The 20,988-nt window shown below is 54.5% G+C and carries 12 protein-coding genes, 2 tRNA genes, 3 rRNA genes and 2 pseudogenes; 5 read left to right on the top strand and 14 right to left on the bottom strand.

Features of this window, described 5'->3' with window-relative positions:
* Window positions 1-227: 227 nt before the first annotated feature.
* Genes glcF through glcD form a run of 3 tightly spaced genes read right to left on the bottom strand, consistent with a single transcriptional unit; the run spans window position 228 to window position 4,017 of the window.
* Window positions 228-1,448, bottom strand: a complete 1,221-nt coding sequence (glcF, locus tag NIZ92_RS05895) for a glycolate oxidase subunit GlcF (RefSeq protein WP_254002844.1) — start codon at window positions 1,446-1,448, stop codon at window positions 228-230.
* Window positions 1,433-2,518 carry a glycolate oxidase subunit GlcE gene (glcE, locus tag NIZ92_RS05890; protein WP_052159231.1) on the bottom strand — a complete coding sequence of 362 codons (1,086 nt, stop codon included), beginning with the start codon at window positions 2,516-2,518 and terminating at the stop codon, window positions 1,433-1,435. The genes glcF and glcE overlap by 16 nt, the downstream gene beginning before the upstream one ends.
* Window positions 2,518-4,017, bottom strand: coding sequence for a glycolate oxidase subunit GlcD (gene glcD / locus NIZ92_RS05885; RefSeq protein ID WP_035268958.1), 1,500 nt, complete (start codon window positions 4,015-4,017; stop codon window positions 2,518-2,520). Before glcD ends, glcE begins: the two co-directional genes overlap by 1 nt.
* Window positions 4,018-4,212: 195 nt before the next feature.
* Between glcD and glcC the strand changes: the two genes are divergently transcribed.
* Window positions 4,213-4,977, top strand: a complete 765-nt coding sequence (glcC, locus tag NIZ92_RS05880) for a transcriptional regulator GlcC (RefSeq protein ID WP_051316371.1) — start codon at window positions 4,213-4,215, stop codon at window positions 4,975-4,977.
* Between the two features lie 9 nt (window positions 4,978-4,986).
* Here the strand turns inward: glcC and NIZ92_RS05875 are convergent, their stop codons facing one another.
* The 8 genes and pseudogenes from NIZ92_RS05875 to NIZ92_RS19675 all read right to left on the bottom strand — a co-directional run.
* The gene (locus NIZ92_RS05875) at window positions 4,987-6,567 is read right to left on the bottom strand and encodes an NAD(P)/FAD-dependent oxidoreductase (protein WP_137431372.1); all 1,581 of its coding nucleotides are present in this window, start codon (window positions 6,565-6,567) and stop codon (window positions 4,987-4,989) included.
* Window positions 6,568-7,299: 732 nt separating this feature from the next.
* Window positions 7,300-7,412 (bottom strand): 5S ribosomal RNA (rrf, locus tag NIZ92_RS05870).
* A 181-nt stretch (window positions 7,413-7,593) separates the two neighbouring features.
* Window positions 7,594-10,477: ribosomal RNA gene (locus NIZ92_RS05865) — 23S ribosomal RNA — on the bottom strand.
* 377 nt (window positions 10,478-10,854) lie between these two features.
* Window positions 10,855-10,930, bottom strand: a tRNA-Ala gene (locus tag NIZ92_RS05860).
* An 11-nt stretch (window positions 10,931-10,941) separates the two neighbouring features.
* Window positions 10,942-11,018 (bottom strand) — tRNA-Ile (locus tag NIZ92_RS05855).
* Between the two features lie 93 nt (window positions 11,019-11,111).
* Window positions 11,112-12,648 (bottom strand): 16S ribosomal RNA (locus NIZ92_RS05850).
* Together the 16S, 23S and 5S rRNA genes with 2 tRNA genes alongside form the textbook arrangement of a ribosomal RNA operon.
* Window positions 12,649-13,556: 908 nt before the next feature.
* A pseudogene (locus NIZ92_RS19680) lies at window positions 13,557-13,721 on the bottom strand (PT domain-containing protein); the annotation flags it as partial.
* Window positions 13,660-13,785, bottom strand: a pseudogene (locus NIZ92_RS19675) (PT domain-containing protein); the annotation flags it as partial. The pseudogenes NIZ92_RS19680 and NIZ92_RS19675, both read right to left, overlap by 62 nt.
* Before the next feature lie 488 nt (window positions 13,786-14,273).
* On the opposite strand from NIZ92_RS19675, the gene rng reads away from it, so the two are divergent.
* Complete coding sequence (rng, locus tag NIZ92_RS05840) at window positions 14,274-15,737, top strand: ribonuclease G (protein ID WP_009461688.1); 1,464 nt, start codon at window positions 14,274-14,276, stop codon at window positions 15,735-15,737.
* Window positions 15,738-15,911: 174 nt separating this feature from the next.
* On the opposite strand, the gene NIZ92_RS05835 is transcribed toward rng, so the two are convergent.
* The 3 genes from NIZ92_RS05835 to msbA form a co-directional block, all read right to left on the bottom strand.
* The gene (locus NIZ92_RS05835; protein ID WP_238441682.1) at window positions 15,912-16,391 is read right to left on the bottom strand and encodes an ATP-binding protein; all 480 of its coding nucleotides are present in this window, start codon (window positions 16,389-16,391) and stop codon (window positions 15,912-15,914) included.
* A 186-nt stretch (window positions 16,392-16,577) separates the two neighbouring features.
* Window positions 16,578-17,036 carry a hypothetical protein gene (locus NIZ92_RS05830; RefSeq protein WP_009461686.1) on the bottom strand — a complete coding sequence of 153 codons (459 nt, stop codon included), beginning with the start codon at window positions 17,034-17,036 and terminating at the stop codon, window positions 16,578-16,580.
* A 30-nt stretch (window positions 17,037-17,066) separates the two neighbouring features.
* Window positions 17,067-18,851: a lipid A export permease/ATP-binding protein MsbA gene (msbA, locus tag NIZ92_RS05825; protein ID WP_031233031.1), complete on the bottom strand. Its 1,785-nt coding sequence runs from the start codon at window positions 18,849-18,851 to the stop codon at window positions 17,067-17,069.
* A gap of 156 nt (window positions 18,852-19,007) precedes the next feature.
* Between msbA and NIZ92_RS05820 the strand changes: the two genes are divergently transcribed.
* Genes NIZ92_RS05820 through NIZ92_RS05810 form a run of 3 tightly spaced genes read left to right on the top strand, consistent with a single transcriptional unit; the run spans window position 19,008 to window position 20,937 of the window.
* Window positions 19,008-19,913: a glycosyltransferase family 9 protein gene (locus NIZ92_RS05820; protein ID WP_035270695.1), complete on the top strand. Its 906-nt coding sequence runs from the start codon at window positions 19,008-19,010 to the stop codon at window positions 19,911-19,913.
* Window positions 19,910-20,674: a YdcF family protein gene (locus NIZ92_RS05815; protein ID WP_009461680.1), complete on the top strand. Its 765-nt coding sequence runs from the start codon at window positions 19,910-19,912 to the stop codon at window positions 20,672-20,674. Before NIZ92_RS05820 ends, NIZ92_RS05815 begins: the two co-directional genes overlap by 4 nt.
* Window positions 20,671-20,937 (top strand): YkgJ family cysteine cluster protein, encoded by a 267-nt coding sequence (locus NIZ92_RS05810; RefSeq protein ID WP_254002842.1) that lies wholly within the window; start codon window positions 20,671-20,673, stop codon window positions 20,935-20,937. Before NIZ92_RS05815 ends, NIZ92_RS05810 begins: the two co-directional genes overlap by 4 nt.
* Window positions 20,938-20,988 lie beyond the last annotated feature (51 nt).

The following is a 20,988-nucleotide window of genomic DNA, read 5'->3' as shown; positions in this document are numbered from 1 at the left end:
TAGCCTAGATACGCATCCAGGGCGGTGACAACAAGCTCATCCGCTATCGCGCTCGTGCCGAATATAAGCACGTAGAACTGAAGACCATTACAGGTCAGAACAGCGTGTCTATGCCATGGTTTTCCTGTATCTTGGATTCAAACGAACAGAGGGGGCATTCGCTCCCTCTATGCTGTTTGGTCTGACTGGAAGCCCGTACGAACATAAGCACTGACGGACCAACGAACTCAGCTCAAAAACTCATCCACCAACTCAATCCAATGCTTGACCGCAGTCCGACCTGCTCCATTCAAATGATTCCCGCAGGCCATGTTGGCCGTGACAATCAGGTCAGGCTTGCTGCTTTCCAGCGCATCCATCTTGCGATCCCGCAGGCGTCCTGCGATCTCGGGTTGAGTCAATGAATAGGTGCCCGCCGAACCGCAGCACAAATGGCTATCCGGCACAGCGCCCAGATCAAAACCCAGGCGAGTCAGCACGGCCTCAACTCGCCCCCCCAGTTTTTGCGCATGCTGCAAAGTACACGGACAATGGAAAGCCAGGCGTGGGCGGGTTTGCGTGTTCAGGCATTCTTCCAAAGGCTGCTCTTCCAGCACTTCGACCAGATCCTTGGCCAGTTCACTGACGCGGCGAGCGCGCTCGGCGTAGGCCGGATCGTTCCTGAGCAGGTCCACGTACTCTTTCACAAAAGCACCGCAACCGCTGGAGGTCTGCACAATCGCCACAGCTCCCTGTTCGATCTGCGGCCACCAGGCGTCGATATTGCGACGCGCCTGCTCCAGGCCCTGTTCTTGCGCACCCAAGTGAAAAGACGAAGCGCCACAGCAGCCTGCCTGAGCGATGGGCGTCACGCTGATGCCCAAGCGATCCAACACCCGGGCCGTCGCAGCATTAATGGAAGGCGCCATGGCTGGCTGAACACAGCCTTCCAGCATCAGGACACGCTTGCTGTGCCGCTGTGCGGGTCGAGTCAAATCCACATTTTGCTTGGGCGGGATTTTTTCCTGTAAAGAAGATGGCAGCAAGGGACGCATGGTTCGCGCTACCCCCAGCAAGGCACTGACTCGAGCAGGCTCTGGCAAAATCTGCGTCAGTGCGACTCGCATGGCACGGTCCTTCAAGGGACGCTTTACTTTGGGCTCCAGTGCGGCCCGACCTATATCCAGCAAGTTGTGATACTTCACCCCCGAAGGACAGGTCGTTTCACAATTGCGGCAGCTCAGGCAACGATCCAGGTGATGCTGGGTCAGCTCCGAGGTCGCTTTGCCTTCCAGGAACATCTTGATCAGGTATATACGGCCACGGGGGCCGTCCAGCTCGTTGCCCTGGTCCAGATAAGTCGGACAGGTGGCATTGCAAAACCCACAATGCACACAGGAGCGCAAAATAGCTTCAGCTTGCTCGGCTTGCGGTAGTTGCTGAGCCCATGGTGTCAGTTGTGTTTGCATGTGGACTCCGCCGAAGGAAAGAGACGACCTGGATTAAAAATGGCAGCAGGATCCAGCTGTTGTTTCAAACGCTGATGCCATATCAACAAGGACTCGGGCAAGACATCCTGCCCTGCACCTGATCCGGACCAGCAACGGGCATGCCCTTTCAAAGCTTGAGCCTGCGCGTGAATCTGCTCGGCAGCAGCATCGGACTTCAGCCACAGCTGTGTCCCACCCCAATCCACCAGAACCTGGCCGGGCCATGTTTGCACTGGGGCATCGACTGGCAAGGCAATTCGCCACAAGGTGCCGGGTTGCTTGAAGAACTCCAGGCGCTGCTCGCACAAATCGTCCCAATAGGACAAGTCCAAAGCTTCGCCACCGATTTGCTCTTGAGCCAATTGCACCGAGCTGTCGCCACCTTCCAGACGCAAATGCAAACGTCCGTCCTGCCAAGCTGCGCCCGTAATGGGACGGCTTTGGTCACGCCAACTGCGCAATAAACCGGCGATTTCCTGCTGGGCTACCTCCAGAACCAGGCTGGCACGGCTACGTGGGCGCGGCAAGACTTTGAAGGACACCTCGGTAATTACACCCAAAGAACCCTGTGCGCCGACCATCAGCCGCGATACGTCATAACCGGCGACGTTCTTCATGACCTGGCCACCAAAACGCATATGTGTGCCCATGCCACTGATCAAACGGCAGCCCAGTACATAATCTCGTAATGAGCCTACCCAGGGACGACGCGGTCCCGACAGACCACAGGCGGTGGCTCCACCAACAGTGGCGCGGCCATCAAACAGAGGCGGCTCAAAAGGCAGGCATTGGCCTTGCTCGTTCAAGATCGTTTCCAGCGCCTGCACGGAAGTCCCGGCACGCACCGTGACGACCAGTTCCGCCGGATCGTAATCGACCACCCCTTCATGGCCTGCCAGGCTCAGCTCTTGCCCCTGCACGGCTTTGCCTAAAAAAGCTTTGGTATTGCCGCCTTGCAAACGCAAGGGGGTTTTAGTGGTCAGGGCTTGCTGGACCTGCTCCAGCAATTCAGCGCTGCGATCCTGATTTTTATGTTCTACGGTACTCATCAGAAACGCTCCAACTCTGGGAAAGGCAATTGCCCGTGATGGATGTGCATGCCGCCCATTTCTGCACAGCGATGCAAAGTGGGAATGTTCTTGCCGGGATTCAGCATGGTTTTGGGATCAAAGGCAGCTTTGATCGCATGGAAAAACTGCAGCTCGTCTTCATTGAACTGCACACACATCTGATTGATTTTCTCTCGGCCTACACCGTGCTCGCCGGTAATTGTGCCGCCGACTTCCACACACAATTCCAGAATTTTGCCGCCCAAGGCTTCGGCTCGCTCCAGCTCGCCGGGCTGATTCGCATCGAACAGAATCAGCGGGTGCATATTGCCATCGCCTGCATGAAACACGTTGGCGACACGCAGGCCGTACTCTTCGGAAAGCTCCGCAGTTTTCTTCAGCACATAAGCCAACTGACGACGCGGAATGGTGCCGTCCATGCAGTAATAGTCGGGAGAAATCCGGCCCACAGCGGGAAAGGCATTTTTACGACCGGCCCAGAAGCGTTGTCGCTCCTGCTCGTCCCGCGCAACCCGCACTTCTTGCGCGCCGGCCTTGAAAAGAACCTGCTCAACACGAGCCACATCGTCCTGCACGTCTTCCAAAGCGCCATCAATCTCGCAAAGCAAGATCGCTTGTGCATCAACAGGATAGCCAGCGTGGATAAAGTCCTCGGCTGCGCGGATGGACATTTGATCCATCATCTCCAGCCCTGCCGGCACAATGCCTTGGGCAATAATCTGGGCCACGGCATCAGCTGCTTTTTCCACTTCGTCAAAGCTGGCCAGCAGCACCACCGTACAGGGGGGACGTGCCAGCAACTTGACGGTAATTTCCGTGACTACCCCCAGCATTCCTTCGGAACCCGTAAACAGGGCCATCAAATCAAAGCCGGGCGTATCCAGAGCTTCGGAGCCCAAAATCAATCGTTCGCCTGTGACGGTAATCACTTCCAGACGCAGGATATTGTGTACGGTCAGACCATATTTCAGGCAGTGCACACCACCCGCGTTTTCCGCTACGTTGCCCCCAATTGAACAGGCAATCTGCGAAGACGGGTCCGGTGCGTAATACAAGCCAAAGGGTTGGGCCGCCTGAGAGATCGCGATATTACGCACGCCGGGCTGAACGCGAGCAATCCCGGCTACGGGGTCCAGATCCAGAATCTGGTTCAAGCGCGCCATCACCAGCAAAATGCCCTGCTCCAAAGGCATGGCACCGCCCGACAAGCCGGTACCCGCACCACGGGCCACCACCGGCACGCCGACTTCGTGAGCCAAGCGCATCACGGCCTGTACCTGCTCCACATTACGGGGCAAAACGACCAGCAAGGGTTTGGCACGATAAACACTCAGTCCATCGCACTCGTAAGGATGCAGTTGCTCATCAGTGTGCAGCACATCCAGGCCGGGAATATCATCACGCAAACGGCTAAGCAGCTGCATCCTGTCCACGCGGGGCAGCACACCGTCCAGTTTTTCGTCGTAGCGCAAGCTCATGACGCCTCCTGTCTTTTAAAGTCTCCTGAAACGGATGGTCTTTGATGCGGGCTGGCTTGTCCAGCCGTCAGGCTACTGGTCCGACCAGTTTTTACCCTAAGAGAGTATTAGGGTTTATCTTTATACTTATAAATCAGACAGATAGATAATCAGCTTGTTATCATTTCCACAGGTATAAAACTGGTCTGACCACGAATGAAAATGCAGGAACCCAAGCGTTTGGAAGTCACCGCCGAGCTGGTCGCCCAACGCATCGAAACTTTTATTATGGATGGCGTCCTGAAACCGGGACAAGTCCTGCCCTCCGAGCGGCAACTGACGCAAAGGCTAGCGGTGTCCCGATCGGCCCTGCGCGAAGGGCTACAAATCCTGCGCGTGCGCGGCTTGATTGAAACCCGGCATGGCAAAGGTTCCTTTGTCGCCAACCTGATTGATTCAGCCGTCAGCAAGCCGCTGGAGCACCTGCTTCAAGCGCAAGGGCGCACTCTATATGACTTGCTGGAAGTGCGTGAACTGCTGGAAAGCGAGGCGGCTCAACTAGCCGCCTCCAGGGGGACGGAAGCCGATCACATCATGATACGACGACGCTTTCAGGAACTGGAGGATCTGCAAATGCAGGATGCAGCGCCTGAACAGGTCGCGCGGGCAGATCATGCTTTTCATGCGGCAATCTGTGAGGCCTCGCACAACCCGGTGCTGGTACACATGATCAGCCTGTTCAACGATTTGATGTTATCTACGGTGCGCGTGTCCGTGCAGCACCTGTATCCCGACCATGACTCCAAACGCAGGTTGGACAGACAACATGCGCGTTTATGCAATGCCGTCACGCAAGGCCAAGCTGACTTGGCCCGACGCGCGGCCAAAGAACATATCGATGGGATACGACGACAACTACAGGAGATGGAGGCCAAACAGCTGCGCCTGGAACATGCCCGGCAACGTCTGAATGGCCTTTAGTTCTTTGACTTACTTCGCCAACAGATTGGCCAGCATATAACCTGATCCGGCCCCCGTCCCTGCACCGGGCCAGGTCGAGGCGCCGCACAAATACAGATCCTTGATCGGCGTCTTGTATTTGGAGTAACCGGCCACTGGACGGAAGAAGAAGTTCTGATCCAGATGGTGGCTGCCCGAGAGGTTATCACCGCCAATCAAGTTCGCATTGAACTGCTCCAGATCCTGGGGCGACATGATATGGCGGGCCAGGATCTTGCTACGCAGGCCCGGCGCATAACTTTCAAGCAGATCCAGGACGCGCTCTGCATATGCATCCTTAAGCTGCGACCAATCGCCAGCGGCAATCTTGCCAGAAGCGTCGCCTTTGACTTGGGCTGGCAGCACACGCACTTGAATCCACAAAGTATGTTTCCCCTCCGGGGCGCGCGAAGGATCCAGTGCTGTACCTTGTCCAACCACAAGAACTGGCTCGGCAGGCAATAAACCTGCAGCTGCTTCGGCATAGACGCGGCTCATCATGGCCATATCGGGTGCCAGATGGACGTAGGAGAAACGCTGCAGCTCGGTGCCAGCTGTCCAATCAGGCAAGCCATCCAGAGCCAAATGGATCATCATGGTGCCTAAACCGGGGCGGAAGGCATCGACTTTCTTCTGATAATCCTTGGGGACGGTAGCAGACTGCACCAGGCGCCCAAAGACGAGCTGAGGATTCAGATTCGCGATGACCGCCTTGCGTGCCTTCAAGCGGCGACCGTCGGCCAAAACAACACCACTGGCGCGACCATTCTCTTGTTCAATTGTCTGCACGGGGGCATTCAACAGCAGCTCACCGCCCAACTCCTGCAGCAAGCTCGTCATGGCACGGATAATCGTGTCCGCACCGCCCTGCCCGATCACCATGCCGAAGGCTTGGTTGGCCATGGACTCCAGATAAGGAAACAAGGCACCGCCTGCTGTGTCTGGTGTGAAATCCACATGCAGCCCCCAGGCTGCCATCATGGCTTTCACTGAGTCGCTCTCGAAATGGCGGTCCAGAAAGTCACGAGGCGTCGCCAGCAGCAATTGCATCAGCTCTGCAACGCCATCCTTGCCCAGCTCCCGCCAGCTCTTCCAGGCGCTTTTCATCAGGCCCCACGAAGGCATAGGGCTACCGAGCACAGCAAACAGATGGGGAGCCTTGCTCTGGAAGTCATCTAGCATGGCTTGCCAAGCCTGAGCGTCCTTCTCAGAAACAGCTCGAATACGCTTTAAGGTCGTTTCCAGGTCTGTACTGACGCCCAAATAACTTTGATCCCGGAACACGCTGGCAAAGCAATGCTCTGCAGGGACGAATGCCAAGCCATGGCGAGCCAAAGCTTCTTTATGGCGCTGGAAGAACGCAGAGCCTGCGAAGGAGGACAAGTTCATGGCGCACACATCATGCTTGAAGCCTGGCAAGGTCAACTCCTGAGTGCTGACCGCACCACCTGCCGAGCTTTTGGCTTCCACAACCTGAACTTTCCAGCCTTTACTGGCCAGTTCAACCGCTGCTGCCAAGCCGTTGTGCCCTGCCCCAACCACAATCGCGTCTACTACTGTCTCTGCACCCACGGGCAACTCCTTTAGCTCTAAAGTATTTATCCGTATTCTACGGCGCAAAGAGAAAACTGAGTAGGAATTTCAGGAGGATCAGGGAGGACGAATACAGGCAGTGACTAAGTACGCTACAGCCCTAAGCTAAGGAGACAGATGCCGGCAGTTGCAGGCGCCAATCTTGGTAGACAAAGCTGATTGGTGCGAAAAGCTCAGCTGCTAATGCTACAAGCGCGAAGAGTAGAGCGGCCACTCTGCAGCGATGATCCAGCCACGTTGTCTGCAACTAAAGCATTAAACGCGCTATGCGCACCAATCATAGAGCAGGCCTCCCCTCATGCCGATCAGAGTCACTACCCGGGGCAATCAGCAGCAGCAGCAGCAGCAGCAGACGAAGAAGAAGAAGAAGAAGAAGCGGTGTATAGGCGCGCCTCCACAACAAACAGTCGGCACAGCAAGAGTGGAGCGACCGACCACCCTGCAGATAGGCAACGACGGATTGAACGCCAATCCTAGGGTGCAGGGACTGGATGCCATGACCGACCTACTAGGCTTAGGCCAAACGGCGTCGGTAAGAGCAAGGAATACACGCAGCCCAGAACAGGCCAGGAGGGGGGGCGGTACGCCTGAACCGGGCGGTCCAGGGTCAGGCCTTCGAGCAATCCGAGACAGGCCGGTAGCCTGCGCTTTTGTCGACGCCTAAAACAAAACCCCCGCAAGGGATGCTTGCGGGGGTTTTGAGGAATAAGAGCTTGACGATGACCTACTTTCACAGACGTCCGTCCACTATCATCGGCGCAAAGGCGTTTCACAGTCCTGTTCGGGATGGGAAGGTGTGGGACCACCTTGCTATGGTCGTCAAGCGTAACTGGTTGCCGAGTCGTCTTTTTAAGGGACGCCCCAGCCAATTGGAAGAAGCACACCGCTAGCGATCAGTACGGATCAACTAGCAGCGGTTACGAAGGTGTCAAGCGCGGGTTGCGCTGCACTTCAATATTACGTTCTGTGGTCAACAACTTAACTCACTACAACCTCAAGGGTTATAGGATCAAGCCACACGGGCAATTAGTACTGGTTAGCTACATGCATTACTGCACTTCCACACCCAGCCTATCAACGTCCTGGTCTCGGACGACCCTACAGGGGGGTCAAGCCCCCGGGATACCTAATCTTCAGACGAGTTTCCCGCTTAGATGCCTTCAGCGGTTATCTCTTCCGTACGTAGCTACTCGGCAATGCCATTGGCATGACAACCGATACACCAGTGGTACGTCCACTCCGGTCCTCTCGTACTAGGAGCAGGCTCCGTCAAGTATCCAACGCCCACGGCAGATAGGGACCAAACTGTCTCACGACGTTTTAAACCCAGCTCACGTACCTCTTTAAATGGCGAACAGCCATACCCTTGGGACCGGCTACAGCCCCAGGATGAGATGAGCCGACATCGAGGTGCCAAACACCGCCGTCGATATGAACTCTTGGGCGGTATCAGCCTGTTATCCCCAGAGTACCTTTTATCCGTTGAGCGATGGCCCTTCCATACAGAACCACCGGATCACTATGTCCTACTTTCGTACCTGTTCGACTTGTCAGTCTCACAGTCAAGCACGCTTATGCCATTGCACTATCAAGACGATTTCCGACCGTCTCTAGCGTACCTTCGAACTCCTCCGTTACACTTTAGGAGGAGACCGCCCCAGTCAAACTGCCCACCATGCACGGTCCCCGATCCCGATTAGGGACCTAGGTTAGAACCGCAAACAGACCAGGGTGGTATTTCAAGGATGACTCCACGCGATCTGGCGACCACGCTTCAACGTCTCCCACCTATCCTACACAGGCCGGTTCACAATCCAATGCAAAGCTACAGTAAAGGTTCATGGGGTCTTTCCGTCTAGCCGCGGGGAGATTGCATCATCACAACCATGTCAACTTCGCTGAGTCTCAGGAGGAGACAGTGTGGCCATCGTTACGCCATTCGTGCAGGTCGGAACTTACCCGACAAGGAATTTCGCTACCTTAGGACCGTTATAGTTACGGCCGCCGTTTACCGGGGCTTCGATCAAGAGCTTGCACCCCATCACTTAACCTTCCGGCACCGGGCAGGCGTCACACCCTATACGTCCACTTTCGTGTTTGCAGAGTGCTGTGTTTTTAGTAAACAGTCGCAGCCACCGATTCACTGCGGCCTCTTCATGCTTTGTGCGCAGGCACATCACACTAATGAGGCATACCTTCTCCCGAAGTTACGGTATTAATTTGCCGAGTTCCTTCTCCTGAGTTCTCTCAAGCGCCTTGGAATATTCATCCCGTCCACCTGTGTCGGTTTGCGGTACGGTCTCGTAGAGCTGAAGCTTAGAGGCTTTTCTTGGAACTGCTTCCAGTTAGTTTAGAGCCGAAGCTCTATCCAGTCACACCCTTGAATTACGCACCCGGATTTGCCTAAGTGCCTTCTATGATGCGCCAACGGGGACATCCAACACCCCGATAACATTCTGCAATCCGTCCCCCCATCGCACTCTACGACGGTGCGGGAATATTAACCCGCTTCCCATCAGCTACGCATCTCTGCCTCGCCTTAGGGGCCGACTCACCCTGCGCCGATGAACGTTGCGCAGGAAACCTTGGACTTACGGCGAGGGGGCTTTTCACCCCCTTTATCGCTACTCATGTCAGCATTCTCACTTCCGATACCTCCAGCATTCCTCACGGAACACCTTCACAGGCTTACGGAACGCTCTCCTACCATGTGTACTAAAGTACACATCCGCAGCTTCGGTCTATGGCTTAGCCCCGTTACATCTTCCGCGCAGGACGACTCGATCAGTGAGCTATTACGCTTTCTTTAAAGGATGGCTGCTTCTAAGCCAACCTCCTGACTGTCTATGCCTTCCCACTTCGTTTCCCACTTAGCCATAGTTAGGGACCTTAGCTGGCGGTCTGGGTTGTTTCCCTCTTGAGTCCGGACGTTAGCACCCGGTGCTCTGTCTCCCGTACTGTACTTGCCGGTATTCGGAGTTTGCCATGGGTTGGTAAGTCGCTGTGACCCCCTAGCCATAACAGTGCTCTACCCCCGGCAGTAATATACGAGGCACTACCTAAATAGTTTTCGGAGAGAACCAGCTATCTCCAGGCTTGTTTAGCCTTTCACTCCGATCCACAGCTCATCCCCTAATTTTTCAACATTAGTGGGTTCGGTCCTCCAGCACGTGTTACCGTGCCTTCAACCTGGCCATGGATAGATCGCCTGGTTTCGGGTCTACACCCAGCGACTGAATCGCCCTATTCGGACTCGCTTTCGCTACGCCTCCCCTATTCGGTTAAGCTTGCCACTGAATGTAAGTCGCTGACCCATTATACAAAAGGTACGCAGTCACACCACGAAGGTGCTCCTACTGTTTGTATGCATACGATTTCAGGATCTATTTCACTCCCCTTCCGGGGTTCTTTTCGCCTTTCCCTCACGGTACTGGTTCACTATCGGTCGATCACGAGTATTTAGCCTTGGAGGATGGTCCCCCCATATTCAGACAGGATTTCACGTGTCCCGCCCTACTTGTTCGATGCTTAGTTCCACGTACTGAATTTCGCCTACAGGGCTATCACCTGCTACGGCTGGACTTTCCATTCCATTCGACTATTCACTACGCTAAAACATCCAGGCTGGTCCGGTTTCGCTCGCCACTACTTCCGGAATCTCGGTTGATTTCTTTTCCTCGAGTTACTGAGATGGTTCAGTTCACTCGGTTCGCCTCCACATGCCTATGTATTCAGCATGGGATACCGTATTACTACGGTGGGTTTCCCCATTCGGACATCTACGGATCAAAGCTTGTTTGCCAGCTCCCCGTAGCTTTTCGCAGGCTACCGCGTCCTTCATCGCCTGTGATCGCCAAGGCATCCATCATATGCACTTATTCGCTTGATCCTATAACGCTTGATGCTGTTATAGGAATATGAGTATACGTTGTTGCCGTTCATCAATCCTTAGCTGTTATCCAATCCGAAGACTGAACAACGTCTATATTTTTGAGAACTTTCGTTGAACATAATTTGTTCTGTTGCAATCACAACCCGTGTATTGTCATCACAAGGCGAAATTCGCTTTGCGTTTATTAGACAACACACCTTCGTTGTGCTTCTTCCTAATTGTTAAAGAGCAATTCGTGGGTTGCATAACCCAACGAGCAGTATTCTTTAAAAAGAACACTCTTCGTTGAATCTAGCGCCAGGTCAACCGCTGTTGGCCTGTGCCCTATACTCTGTCATGAACCTTGCTGTATCGACAACCAACCACAAAAGCGGTGGTGGAGGATGACGGGATCGAACCGACGACCCCCTGCTTGCAAAGCAGGTGCTCTCCCAGCTGAGCTAATCCCCCGAGGTAATCGTTGGTGGGTCAAGTTGGAATCGAACCAACGACCCCCGCCTTATCAAGACGGTGCTCTAACCGACTGAGCTACTGACCCATCTATCACCAGTGGGCGATACCTTCAATGGTCATGACATTAACTAACAGCCAATAAGTGTGGACGCTTTCGCTTTGCGAGCCATTCGCTCTAAAAGGAGGTGATCCAGCCGCACCTTCCGATACGGCTACCTTGTTACGACTTCACCCCAGTCATGAATCCCACCGTGGTAAGCGCCCTCCTTACGGTTAGGCTACCTACTTCTGGTGAAACCCACTCCCATGGTGTGACGGGCGGTGTGTACAAGACCCGGGAACGTATTCACCGCGACATTCTGATCCGCGATTACTAGCGATTCCGACTTCACGCAGTCGAGTTGCAGACTGCGATCCGGACTACGATCGGGTTTCTGAGATTGGCTCCCCCTCGCGGGTTGGCGACCCTCTGTCCCGACCATTGTATGACGTGTGAAGCCCTACCCATAAGGGCCATGAGGACTTGACGTCATCCCCACCTTCCTCCGGTTTGTCACCGGCAGTCTCATTAGAGTGCTCTTGCGTAGCAACTAATGACAAGGGTTGCGCTCGTTGCGGGACTTAACCCAACATCTCACGACACGAGCTGACGACAGCCATGCAGCACCTGTGTTCCGGTTCTCTTGCGAGCACGGCCAAATCTCTTCGGCTTTCCAGACATGTCAAGGGTAGGTAAGGTTTTTCGCGTTGCATCGAATTAATCCACATCATCCACCGCTTGTGCGGGTCCCCGTCAATTCCTTTGAGTTTTAATCTTGCGACCGTACTCCCCAGGCGGTCAACTTCACGCGTTAGCTGCGCTACTAAGGCCTAACGGCCCCAACAGCTAGTTGACATCGTTTAGGGCGTGGACTACCAGGGTATCTAATCCTGTTTGCTCCCCACGCTTTCGTGTCTGAGCGTCAGTATTATCCCAGGGGGCTGCCTTCGCCATCGGTATTCCTCCACATATCTACGCATTTCACTGCTACACGTGGAATTCTACCCCCCTCTGACATACTCTAGCTCGGCAGTTAAAAATGCAGTTCCAAGGTTGAGCCCTGGGATTTCACATCTTTCTTTCCGAACCGCCTACACACGCTTTACGCCCAGTAATTCCGATTAACGCTTGCACCCTACGTATTACCGCGGCTGCTGGCACGTAGTTAGCCGGTGCTTATTCTGCAGATACCGTCAGCAGTATCCCGTATTAGGGGATACCTTTTCTTCTCTGCCAAAAGTACTTTACAACCCGAAGGCCTTCATCATACACGCGGGATGGCTGGATCAGGGTTTCCCCCATTGTCCAAAATTCCCCACTGCTGCCTCCCGTAGGAGTCTGGGCCGTGTCTCAGTCCCAGTGTGGCTGGTCGTCCTCTCAAACCAGCTACGGATCGTTGCCTTGGTGAGCCTTTACCCCACCAACTAGCTAATCCGATATCGGCCGCTCCAATAGTGAGAGGTCTTGCGATCCCCCCCTTTCCCCCGTAGGGCGTATGCGGTATTAGCCACTCTTTCGAGTAGTTATCCCCCGCTACTGGGCACGTTCCGATATATTACTCACCCGTCCGCCACTCGCCGCCAAGAGAGCAAGCTCTCTCGCGCTGCCGTTCGACTTGCATGTGTAAAGCATCCCGCTAGCGTTCAATCTGAGCCAGGATCAAACTCTTCAGTTTAATCTCTGTGGTTGTCCCGTCTTGCGACGAGACCGATTGTGTCTCAAAGAAAAATTCAGAGTTACACAAGGTAATTCTTCATCTTTCGTTTGTGAGCACTTGATACAAACTTGTGGCGATCCCCGAAGGGTTCGACTCGCTCATTCCAAGCGCCCACACTTATCGGCTGTTAATTGTTAAAGAGCAGTGACAGTTGCCTGTCGTTCTACTGACTAACCCGGCTGGCTCGTCGCGCCTAGCGCTTCGTGCCTTGCTGTGTTAGCAGCAGAGAAACGAGATTATGAAGCAGATCAGGCAGTGTGTCAAGCGTTTTTTTGAAGAAGTTAGAAAGTTTTAAAACCGTCCAACTCGTCTCGCTTAAACCAGAACTTTCGTTCCTTTCTACCTGCTGAACAATCAACCGTGAGGCTAACCATCCAACTTCACAAACAAGGGTAAATTTTCAAAACCGTTTCAACCTGCAAAACCGCTTAAAAACTTAACGTTGCGTTCTCTGGAGCAGAACCTAGAACTTTAACACAGAATTTTCTGATTTGTCAAGCTCCGGGTTTTACACCCTGTCAGTTTCCTGACCAGTCATTCAAGCTTCGGTGCGGGCCTCTTGGCCAAGGCGGTGAAACTTGTCTAACTGCTCTCTGTAGCGCTTCAGGGAAAACCCTGTGTGTGCTGCAGCGAGAAAAGAACTATAGCACGAGGATTTTCCGCTTTGCAAGCGTTTCATGGGTTTTTTCTTGGTAGTTCAGGATAGAAAACTCCGTAAAACGATGTAGCTGATTGATAACTATGAAGAATAACTATAAAAATAATTTTTAGCTTATTTCGACTTTTTGCCTTCAGGCAGGAGGCTTCAAGCTTCTTCAGAGCAAAACACGAACAGAAAGCTATTTTCCTCACGGAAATTCGTTAAATCATCTCCCCCGTCCTCTGACCATTCCTCCCTCTATCCTCCTTCTATATAGATAGGGGAGCCCCCCCTCCCAAAAATAGTCGCCAGTCGATGGGTTGGTTGGTTGGTTGGTTGGTTGGTTGGTTGGTTGGTTGGTTGGTTGGTTGGTTGGTTGGTTGGTTGGTTGGTTGGTTGGTTGCTGGATGGATAGATAGATAGCGGACAAAAGAACGGCCACACGAACGCTGCATCGGCCCTGTGCCTTCAACCAACAGTGTCTATATAGAGATAACGAGTTGAATGGCCTCCAAGATCGAGCATTATGCAGGGCTGCTAGCCACTCGGGGCCCCGGGACCGGGTGTTGGGGCGAGTCAGAGTACTTGCCGCAGTCGGAGTCACAATCGGGGATGCAAGCAGTCTGCTGTTTGAGCCCAAAGTTTGTGATTGGTCCGGGGGACCAATCACTGGGCGAGTTCAGACTGCGCCCCGATTGTGACTCCGACAAGGGGACCGGCGCATTGCGCCGGCAAGTAGTCCGCCCCAACACCCGGTCCCGGGGCCTCGAGTGGCGACCTGCATAAAGCAACTGGAACCATAAACGCCTCCAAGCAGTCTCCCAAACAAAGACAAGCGAAGCATTCATCCTCCCTAAACTCTCTATATAGTCATAAAGGCATAGCAGCCTCACCGACTTGGCCCTACACTAGCCCGGAACAGATATTCCTGAGCGAAATTACTATGCATGAAGACATCCTGATTAACGTCACTCCGTTTGAAACCCGTGTTGCCCTGGTCGAGCAAGGTGCTGTCCAGGAAATTCATATCGAGCGCAGCATCCAACGCGGTTATGTGGGGAACGTCTATCTGGGAAAGGTGGCACGGGTTTTGCCCGGCATGCAAAGTGCCTTCATTGATATTGGCCTGGAACGCGCGGCGTTTATCCATGTCGCGGACTTACGCCAGAATCGCACCGAGCGTAATCAGGGTAGTCCCACCACGCCGATTGAAAAGCTCTTGTACGAAGGTCAGTCTCTATTAGTACAAGTCATCAAGGATCCTTTGGGCACCAAGGGTGCTCGTGTATCAACACAAATCAGTATTGCGGGCCGCATGTTGGTGTATCTGCCTTTTGATCCTCATATTGGCGTATCGCAACGGATTGGTTCGGATGCAGACAGGATCGAGCTGCGCGAGCGTGTCAGTCGTCTTATGCCCAAGGATGAGAAAGGCGGTTTCATCGTACGGACTCAGGCCGAATGCGCGACGGATGAAGAGATCAGTGCAGACCAGCAGTATCTGCGTACTTTGTGGACACGTATTCAGGAACGTATCCGCGAGCAAGGCGCCCCCTCTGTGCTTTATACGGACTTGAGCCTGGCGCAACGTGTTTTACGCGATATGGTGACGCCCAACACCCAATCCATCATCGTGGACTCACGCACCGTCGTGCAGGAGATGAAGGAGTGGGCACAGATTTACACGCCCTCGGTGCTTGAGCGCATCAGTCACCACAAAGGCAGTCGCGCTCTGTTTGATACAGCCCATGTAGATGAAGAAATCAATCGCGCCCTGTCGCGTCGGGTGGATTTGAAGTCCGGCGGCTATTTGATTATCGATCAGACCGAAGCACTGACTACGGTGGATGTGAATACCGGCGGTTTCGTCGGTGGTCGCAACTTTGACGACACGATCTTCAAAACAAACCTGGAAGCAGCGATTGCCCTGGCCCGCCAACTGCGTCTGCGCAATCTGGGTGGCATCATCATCCTGGACTTTATTGATATGGACGACCCTGCTCACCGGGAGTCTGTCTTGCAGGAGCTGCAAAAAGCGCTGGCCAAAGACCGCACTCGCGTGACGATCAATGGCTTTAGTCAATTAGGTCTGGTGGAAATGACGCGCAAACGTACGCGTGACTCTTTGGCGCACCAACTATGCGAGCCCTGCCCCACCTGCCAATCGCGAGGTTCCGTCCGCACGGCCCGCACAGTCTGCTATGAAATCTTGCGCGAGGTCCTGCGCGAAGCCAAACAATTCAATCCCAAAGAATTTCGTATTTTGGCGGCTCAAGAGGTCGTGGACCTGTTTCTGGAAGAAGAAAGCCAGCACCTGGCCGTGGCGGGCGACTTTATTGGCAAGCCCATTTCCCTGGAAGTAGATCCACACTACTCCCAGGAACAGTACGATATTATTTTGCTGTAATTGGTCAGCGTTGGGGTTGGCTGAGTAGCCAATCCCCTGCATTAGCTCTTGTACGGCAAGTCTACGGCCTGCTCGGACACGCTCCTACACTCGCAAAGCTCAGGCACAGATACAAGCAAACCAGCAAACATCTTCTGGCACGCGGCAACTAGCAGCAGAAAAACACGCCCCGGCTTATTCGCTAATCTGATGGCGAATGATATGAAAGCCCTCTGACTCCTGAGGTGCCACAAAGTAAGAGCTGAACAAATCAAACTGCGCTTCGGTCGTCTCAAAGGGATGCTCACCACTGGCATTACGAGCATGCAAACGTGCCTTGCACAGTTCGTCAGCTACATCCAGATAATGCAGTTCGTGAGCCACAGCCGACTTTTCAATCAGCTCCCGCGCCCAAGCGCGTGTTGCCAAGGTATTGGACGGAAAATCCAGCACTACAGACATCCCAGCCTGCAACAAAGCAGCAATATGCGGTGCCATGGCCGCCCGCAACTGCGCTGAACAGCGCGCGTAATCTTCCAAAGACGCAATTTGACCGGGGTATACGTTAGCCAGCCAGAAATCTTCGCTGATTAGCACGGTCTTGGGCTGCTCGGACAGCTTTTTAGCAAGGGTGGATTTACCCGCCGCAATCTTGCCGCAAATCAGATAAAGCATCGCTGCTGTCGAGGCTGTCTGTCTGACTGGGGGTGTAGAGGCAAGATCCATAATCATCTCTGTTCATTGAGAGGGACTAAAAACAATAAACCCGCCTGAAAAAGCGGGTCACGAGCAGGACAAATTTGTCCTGCGATCAGGGCGCCTCATGTGCTGAGCGAGTTGCCCAGCACAAAGCTTGGACACTTACAGCGGCGCAACCGGTACAAAATCATCCTCGGGCAGCACTTCTTTTGGTGCATCGTCCGGATTGCACACACCTGGAGCACGAATTGAAGTGAAGATCTCCTGAATCTCTCGCTTCACATCAGCGCGGTAAGCGTAAACCTTTGCGTCTACCCAACCCTTTTGCATCATGGTCAGATCGATCAGGATACTTTTATCCCAGCCCGCCCCCGGTTCCAGTTCGTAGCGCAAAGTGCCGTAGCTGGCCTGACGCTCATCCATTTTGAAAACCGCTGCTTTGCCACACTCGGCCTGATGCTTGAACAAGGCACGCTGAATACCCACAAAGTCCGTATTGATGCGGCGCTCCGTCTTGAAGTAGCTGGGACGACGCAAATCTTGTTCTCGCAGTTCCGCACCCTGCTTGGCACACCCTGCCAACACAGCCAGCCCGGCCAGCGCAAGAATGATTTTCTTCATGATGTTCCTTATCGTGCAGCCCCAGGCTGCTTATTCGTTGAACTGAAACTGCATTTGGTAGAAACCGGCGTACACACCGTTGCGGGCCAGCAATTCGTCGTGACGGCCCTGCTCAATAATCCGCCCTTCGTCCAGCACCAGGATTTGATCCGCATTTTGTACGGTAGACAGACGATGCGCAATCACCAAGGTACTGCGGCCCTTCATCAGGGTCTCCAGCGACATCTGAACCTGACGCTCGGACTCATTATCCAGAGCCGAGGTGGCTTCATCCAGAATCAGAATGGGAGCATTTTTAATCAAGGCACGGGCAATGGCCAGACGCTGACGCTGGCCGCCAGACAGGGAATTGGCATTCTCGCCCACCATCGTATCCAGACCTTGTGGCAAGCCTTCCACGAACTCGCGCAGATTGGCTGCCTCCAGCGCCTCCCAGATACGCTCCGGCGTAACATCGGCTCCTGCACCATAGGCCACGTTTTGGCCAATCGTCGCCTCAAACAGCACCACGTCCTGGCTGACCAAAGAAATCTGGCTACGCAAGCTACGCAAGGTCAGCTCTTCGGAGGGAATGCCATCTACCCGCACTTGCCCACTGCTAGGAATCAAGAAACGCGGCAACATATTGGCCAGTGTGGTCTTGCCACTACCGGAACGGCCAACCAGGGCAATGGTCTGGCCGGGCTGCACCGCAAAACTGACCTCGGACAAGGTATCGCGATGCGCGTTGGGGAAACGATGTGACACCGAGTCGAACTCGATATGACCATGCACAGGCTGCGTGAACTCTCGAGTCCCGGTATCGGGCTCCGGGTCCTGGTCAACCAGCTTGAAGACACTTTCTGCCGCCACCAGCATGCGCTGCATCGTGCCGGTGATATTGGTCAAACGCTTGATAGGGTCAAAAATCTGTCCCAGGGCAGCCATGAAAGCAGCAAAGCTACCGATAGTCAGCGTGCCGGTATTAGCCTGGTAAAGAGCGACAAAAATCACTCCGGCCACGGCAATCGACACAAACAACTGTGTAATAGGCGACAGAGCGGCATCCGCAGAAGCTGCGCGCATGGCGAAGCGGCGCAGGCGCGCATTCACATACATGAAACGGGTGTTTTCGCGCTCGTAGCCATCAAACAGCTTGATGACACGTTGGGCATCGATAGCTTCACTGACCACACGAGTCAGCTCGGCATTCATGTTCACGGTATCGCGGTTGATGCGGCGCAGGCGACGCGACACCAATTTGGCCACAAAGACCGAGGCGGGCATGACCAGAAACACGATCACGGTCAATTGCCAGGACATGTAAAGCAGAACGCCCAACAAGGCGATCACGGTCAAGGTTTCACGCACTACGACGGTGACCACCTCGGTGGCAACGCCAGTCATGGTGCCGGCATCAATCGTGAAGCGGTTCAGCAAACGGCCAGTATCCCCTTGCTTGAACTCCGAATCGGACAATCCCAGCAAGCGGGAGAACATGTCACCACGTAAAGTCAGCAACATTTTGTTGGCGATCCAGGCAAACAAATAAGAACTGCCGTAACTGGTCACGCCGCGCACAAACATCAGCCCGATCACCGCCAGCGGGATGGACCACATATAGTCCGGATTGGCACCCGTAAAGCCATCATCCAGCAAAGGCTTCATGATCACCGCCAGCACTGGCTGGGTAGCTGAGGAGATGCTGACCAGGATCAGCGCCAGCACCGCTACCTTCCAATAAGGCAGCAAACGGCTATAAATGCGCTTCCAGAGATCGGATTTGACAGGATCGTGCCCAGCAGGCTTGATTTTGGTTTCTATGGCGTTGGACAACGAGGACACCCTATATACTATCTAATTGTGTTTATTCTAACGCTCATTGCCTGAGTCGAGCGCCTCCGCACTTGTTGGTTCTGCCTAGTTGTCCTGTTCATGTCTGATCCCTCTGCCCTTTATTTACGATTGCCTAATTGGCTAGGCGATGTATGCATGAGCCTGCCGTGTTTACAGGCTCTGCTGGATACCGGTTTGCCCGTCGTGGTTTGCGCCCGTCCCTGGGCCCGCGAACTGCTGTCGGCTTACCCCTTGCATGGCTTCATCCCCATGAGCAGCCACTGGCACCAGGATGCCAAAGCCATACGCCGTTATCGTCGCCAACACGGCCATCGCCAAGCGTATGGCCTGCTGCTGCCCGATTCGCTGAGCAGTGCCCTCAGCTTCAAACTGGCAGGTCTGCCAGCCTGCGGTTACCGGGACGATGGCCGTAGCCTTTTATTACGATGGCCGTTAAATAAGCCGCAAAAGCAGTTGCATGCGGTGCAATCCTGGTTCTATATTGTTCAGCAGGCTTTGGCGCTGTGGAAATTGAACCCGGCGCCTGAACAAGCCCCAGCCACCCTGGATTTGACGCTCAGCCCCCTGCAACGGCAAGAAGGCGACAACAGTCTGCGCCAAGCCGCCCTGCGCCCCGGTGACTATATTCTGATCGCCCCTACCGCAACGGGACTGCACAAAGGCCGCGTCAAAGTCTGGCCGTATTTCGACCAACTGACCCGCCATCTGCAAGCCCAAGGCAAAACCGTCATTATGTGCCCCCCGCCCAACGAGCATGAGGCTGCCCTGCAAAATGCGCCCAGCGCACGTTGCCTGCCGCCCCTGCCTTTAGGAGCGTTTGCGCGGCTTTGCCAACAGGCGCAGTGGGTTATTTGCAATGACTCTGGCGTCTCCCATGTCGCGGCAGCCATCAAGGCCCAGCAGCTGACCTTATGTGGCGTCACCAACCCTGAAGACACCGGTCCCTGGTCGCCACGGGCGATTTGCCTGGGGCGCGATGGCCAATGGCCAACGCTGGACGAGGTGGTGCAAGTGCTGGAGTCAGAGCGGGAGCACCCATGAATGTATCGAGCATCCTGACCAGCCTGGTCATTCCGCTGAATTTGTTTGCCGCCCTACTACTTGTGGCGGTGCTGCTCTTTATCTTGCGCCTGCGCAAAACCGCCGCCGCTCTGGCCTTGGCCGGACTGCTCTGGACCGGCGCCTGGTCCCTGCCTGCCACCAGTCTGTATGCGGGCGGTTATCTGGAAAAAATGTATCCCTATCAGCCGGCTGAGCAGGTAACGCAAGCCGATGCCATTGTGGTTCTGGGCGGCCACACCGCTCAAAACCGCAGCAATTGGTTCTTGCCCCAAACAGCACAGAAAACATCGGCGCGGGTAGAACGAGCGGCCGATCTGTATAAAGCGGGCCGTGCGCCTTACATTGTCTTGTCGGGAGCCGCGCTGGACGGCGGCATCAGTGAAGCCAAGGTCATGGCCAACACCCTGACTAATCTGGATGTGCCCGCCTCGGCCACACTGATGGAAAACGAAAGCCTGACCACCCAGCAAAATGGTGCATACACCGCCCAGCTACTGCAAGAAAAGCAGGCCAAGAAAGTCTTGTTGGTAACCTCTGCCCTGCACATGCCACGCGCCATGGCAATTTTCCGCAAGCAAGGGGTCGATGTCATTGCGGCTGGTGCCGCCCCACAGCTAACGGTTCCGAACAGCCCCGAGTTTTCCATGTGGAAACCCAATCTGATGGCCCTGCAATCCAGCCGCTCCATCATCAAGGAATATGTCGGGATTCTGGTGTACTGGTCCCGAGGCTGGGCATGATTTGCCGTTCTGAATGTGGGGCCTGCTGTATCGCCCCCTCTATCTCCAGTCCTATCCCCGGCATGCCCCACGGCAAGCCTGCGGGTGTGCCCTGTATTCAGCTGGACGAACAGCTACGTTGTCGGATTTTTGGCCAACCCGAACGCCCTGCCTGTTGCTCGGGCTTGCAAGCCTCGCCGGAAATGTGTGGAGAAAAGCGGGAAGATGCCTTGATCTGGCTGACGGAGCTGGAAACAATCACTGCTCCGTCCCTCAACAACTAAGCATAAAAAAAGCGTTCTGAAATACACTCAGAACGCTTTTTACTACAGGCT

The sequence above is a fragment of the Alcaligenes sp. 1735tsa3 genome, from assembly GCF_024134565.1.
GTDB lineage: Bacteria > Pseudomonadota > Gammaproteobacteria > Burkholderiales > Burkholderiaceae_B > Alcaligenes > Alcaligenes phenolicus.
The sequence above is the reverse complement of the archived record's forward strand: the minus strand, read 5'-3'. Positions and strand labels throughout refer to the sequence as shown.

Bases quoted from the DNA above. Each gene is read 5' to 3' on its own strand.
- rng (WP_009461688.1), top strand. From the start codon at position 14,274: ATGCATGAAGACATCCTGATTAACGTCACTCCGTTTGAAACCCGTGTT.
- NIZ92_RS05810 (WP_254002842.1), top strand. From the start codon at position 20,671: ATGATTTGCCGTTCTGAATGTGGGGCCTGCTGTATCGCCCCCTCTATC.
- glcC (WP_051316371.1), top strand. From the start codon at position 4,213: ATGAAAATGCAGGAACCCAAGCGTTTGGAAGTCACCGCCGAGCTGGTC.
- glcF (WP_254002844.1), bottom strand. From the start codon at position 1,448: ATGCAAACACAACTGACACCATGGGCTCAGCAACTACCGCAAGCCGAG.
- glcE (WP_052159231.1), bottom strand. From the start codon at position 2,518: ATGAGTACCGTAGAACATAAAAATCAGGATCGCAGCGCTGAATTGCTG.
- NIZ92_RS05830 (WP_009461686.1), bottom strand. From the start codon at position 17,036: ATGAAGAAAATCATTCTTGCGCTGGCCGGGCTGGCTGTGTTGGCAGGG.
- NIZ92_RS05820 (WP_035270695.1), top strand. From the start codon at position 19,008: ATGAGCCTGCCGTGTTTACAGGCTCTGCTGGATACCGGTTTGCCCGTC.
- glcD (WP_035268958.1), bottom strand. From the start codon at position 4,017: ATGAGCTTGCGCTACGACGAAAAACTGGACGGTGTGCTGCCCCGCGTG.
- NIZ92_RS05835 (WP_238441682.1), bottom strand. From the start codon at position 16,391: ATGCTTTATCTGATTTGCGGCAAGATTGCGGCGGGTAAATCCACCCTT.
- NIZ92_RS05815 (WP_009461680.1), top strand. From the start codon at position 19,910: ATGAATGTATCGAGCATCCTGACCAGCCTGGTCATTCCGCTGAATTTG.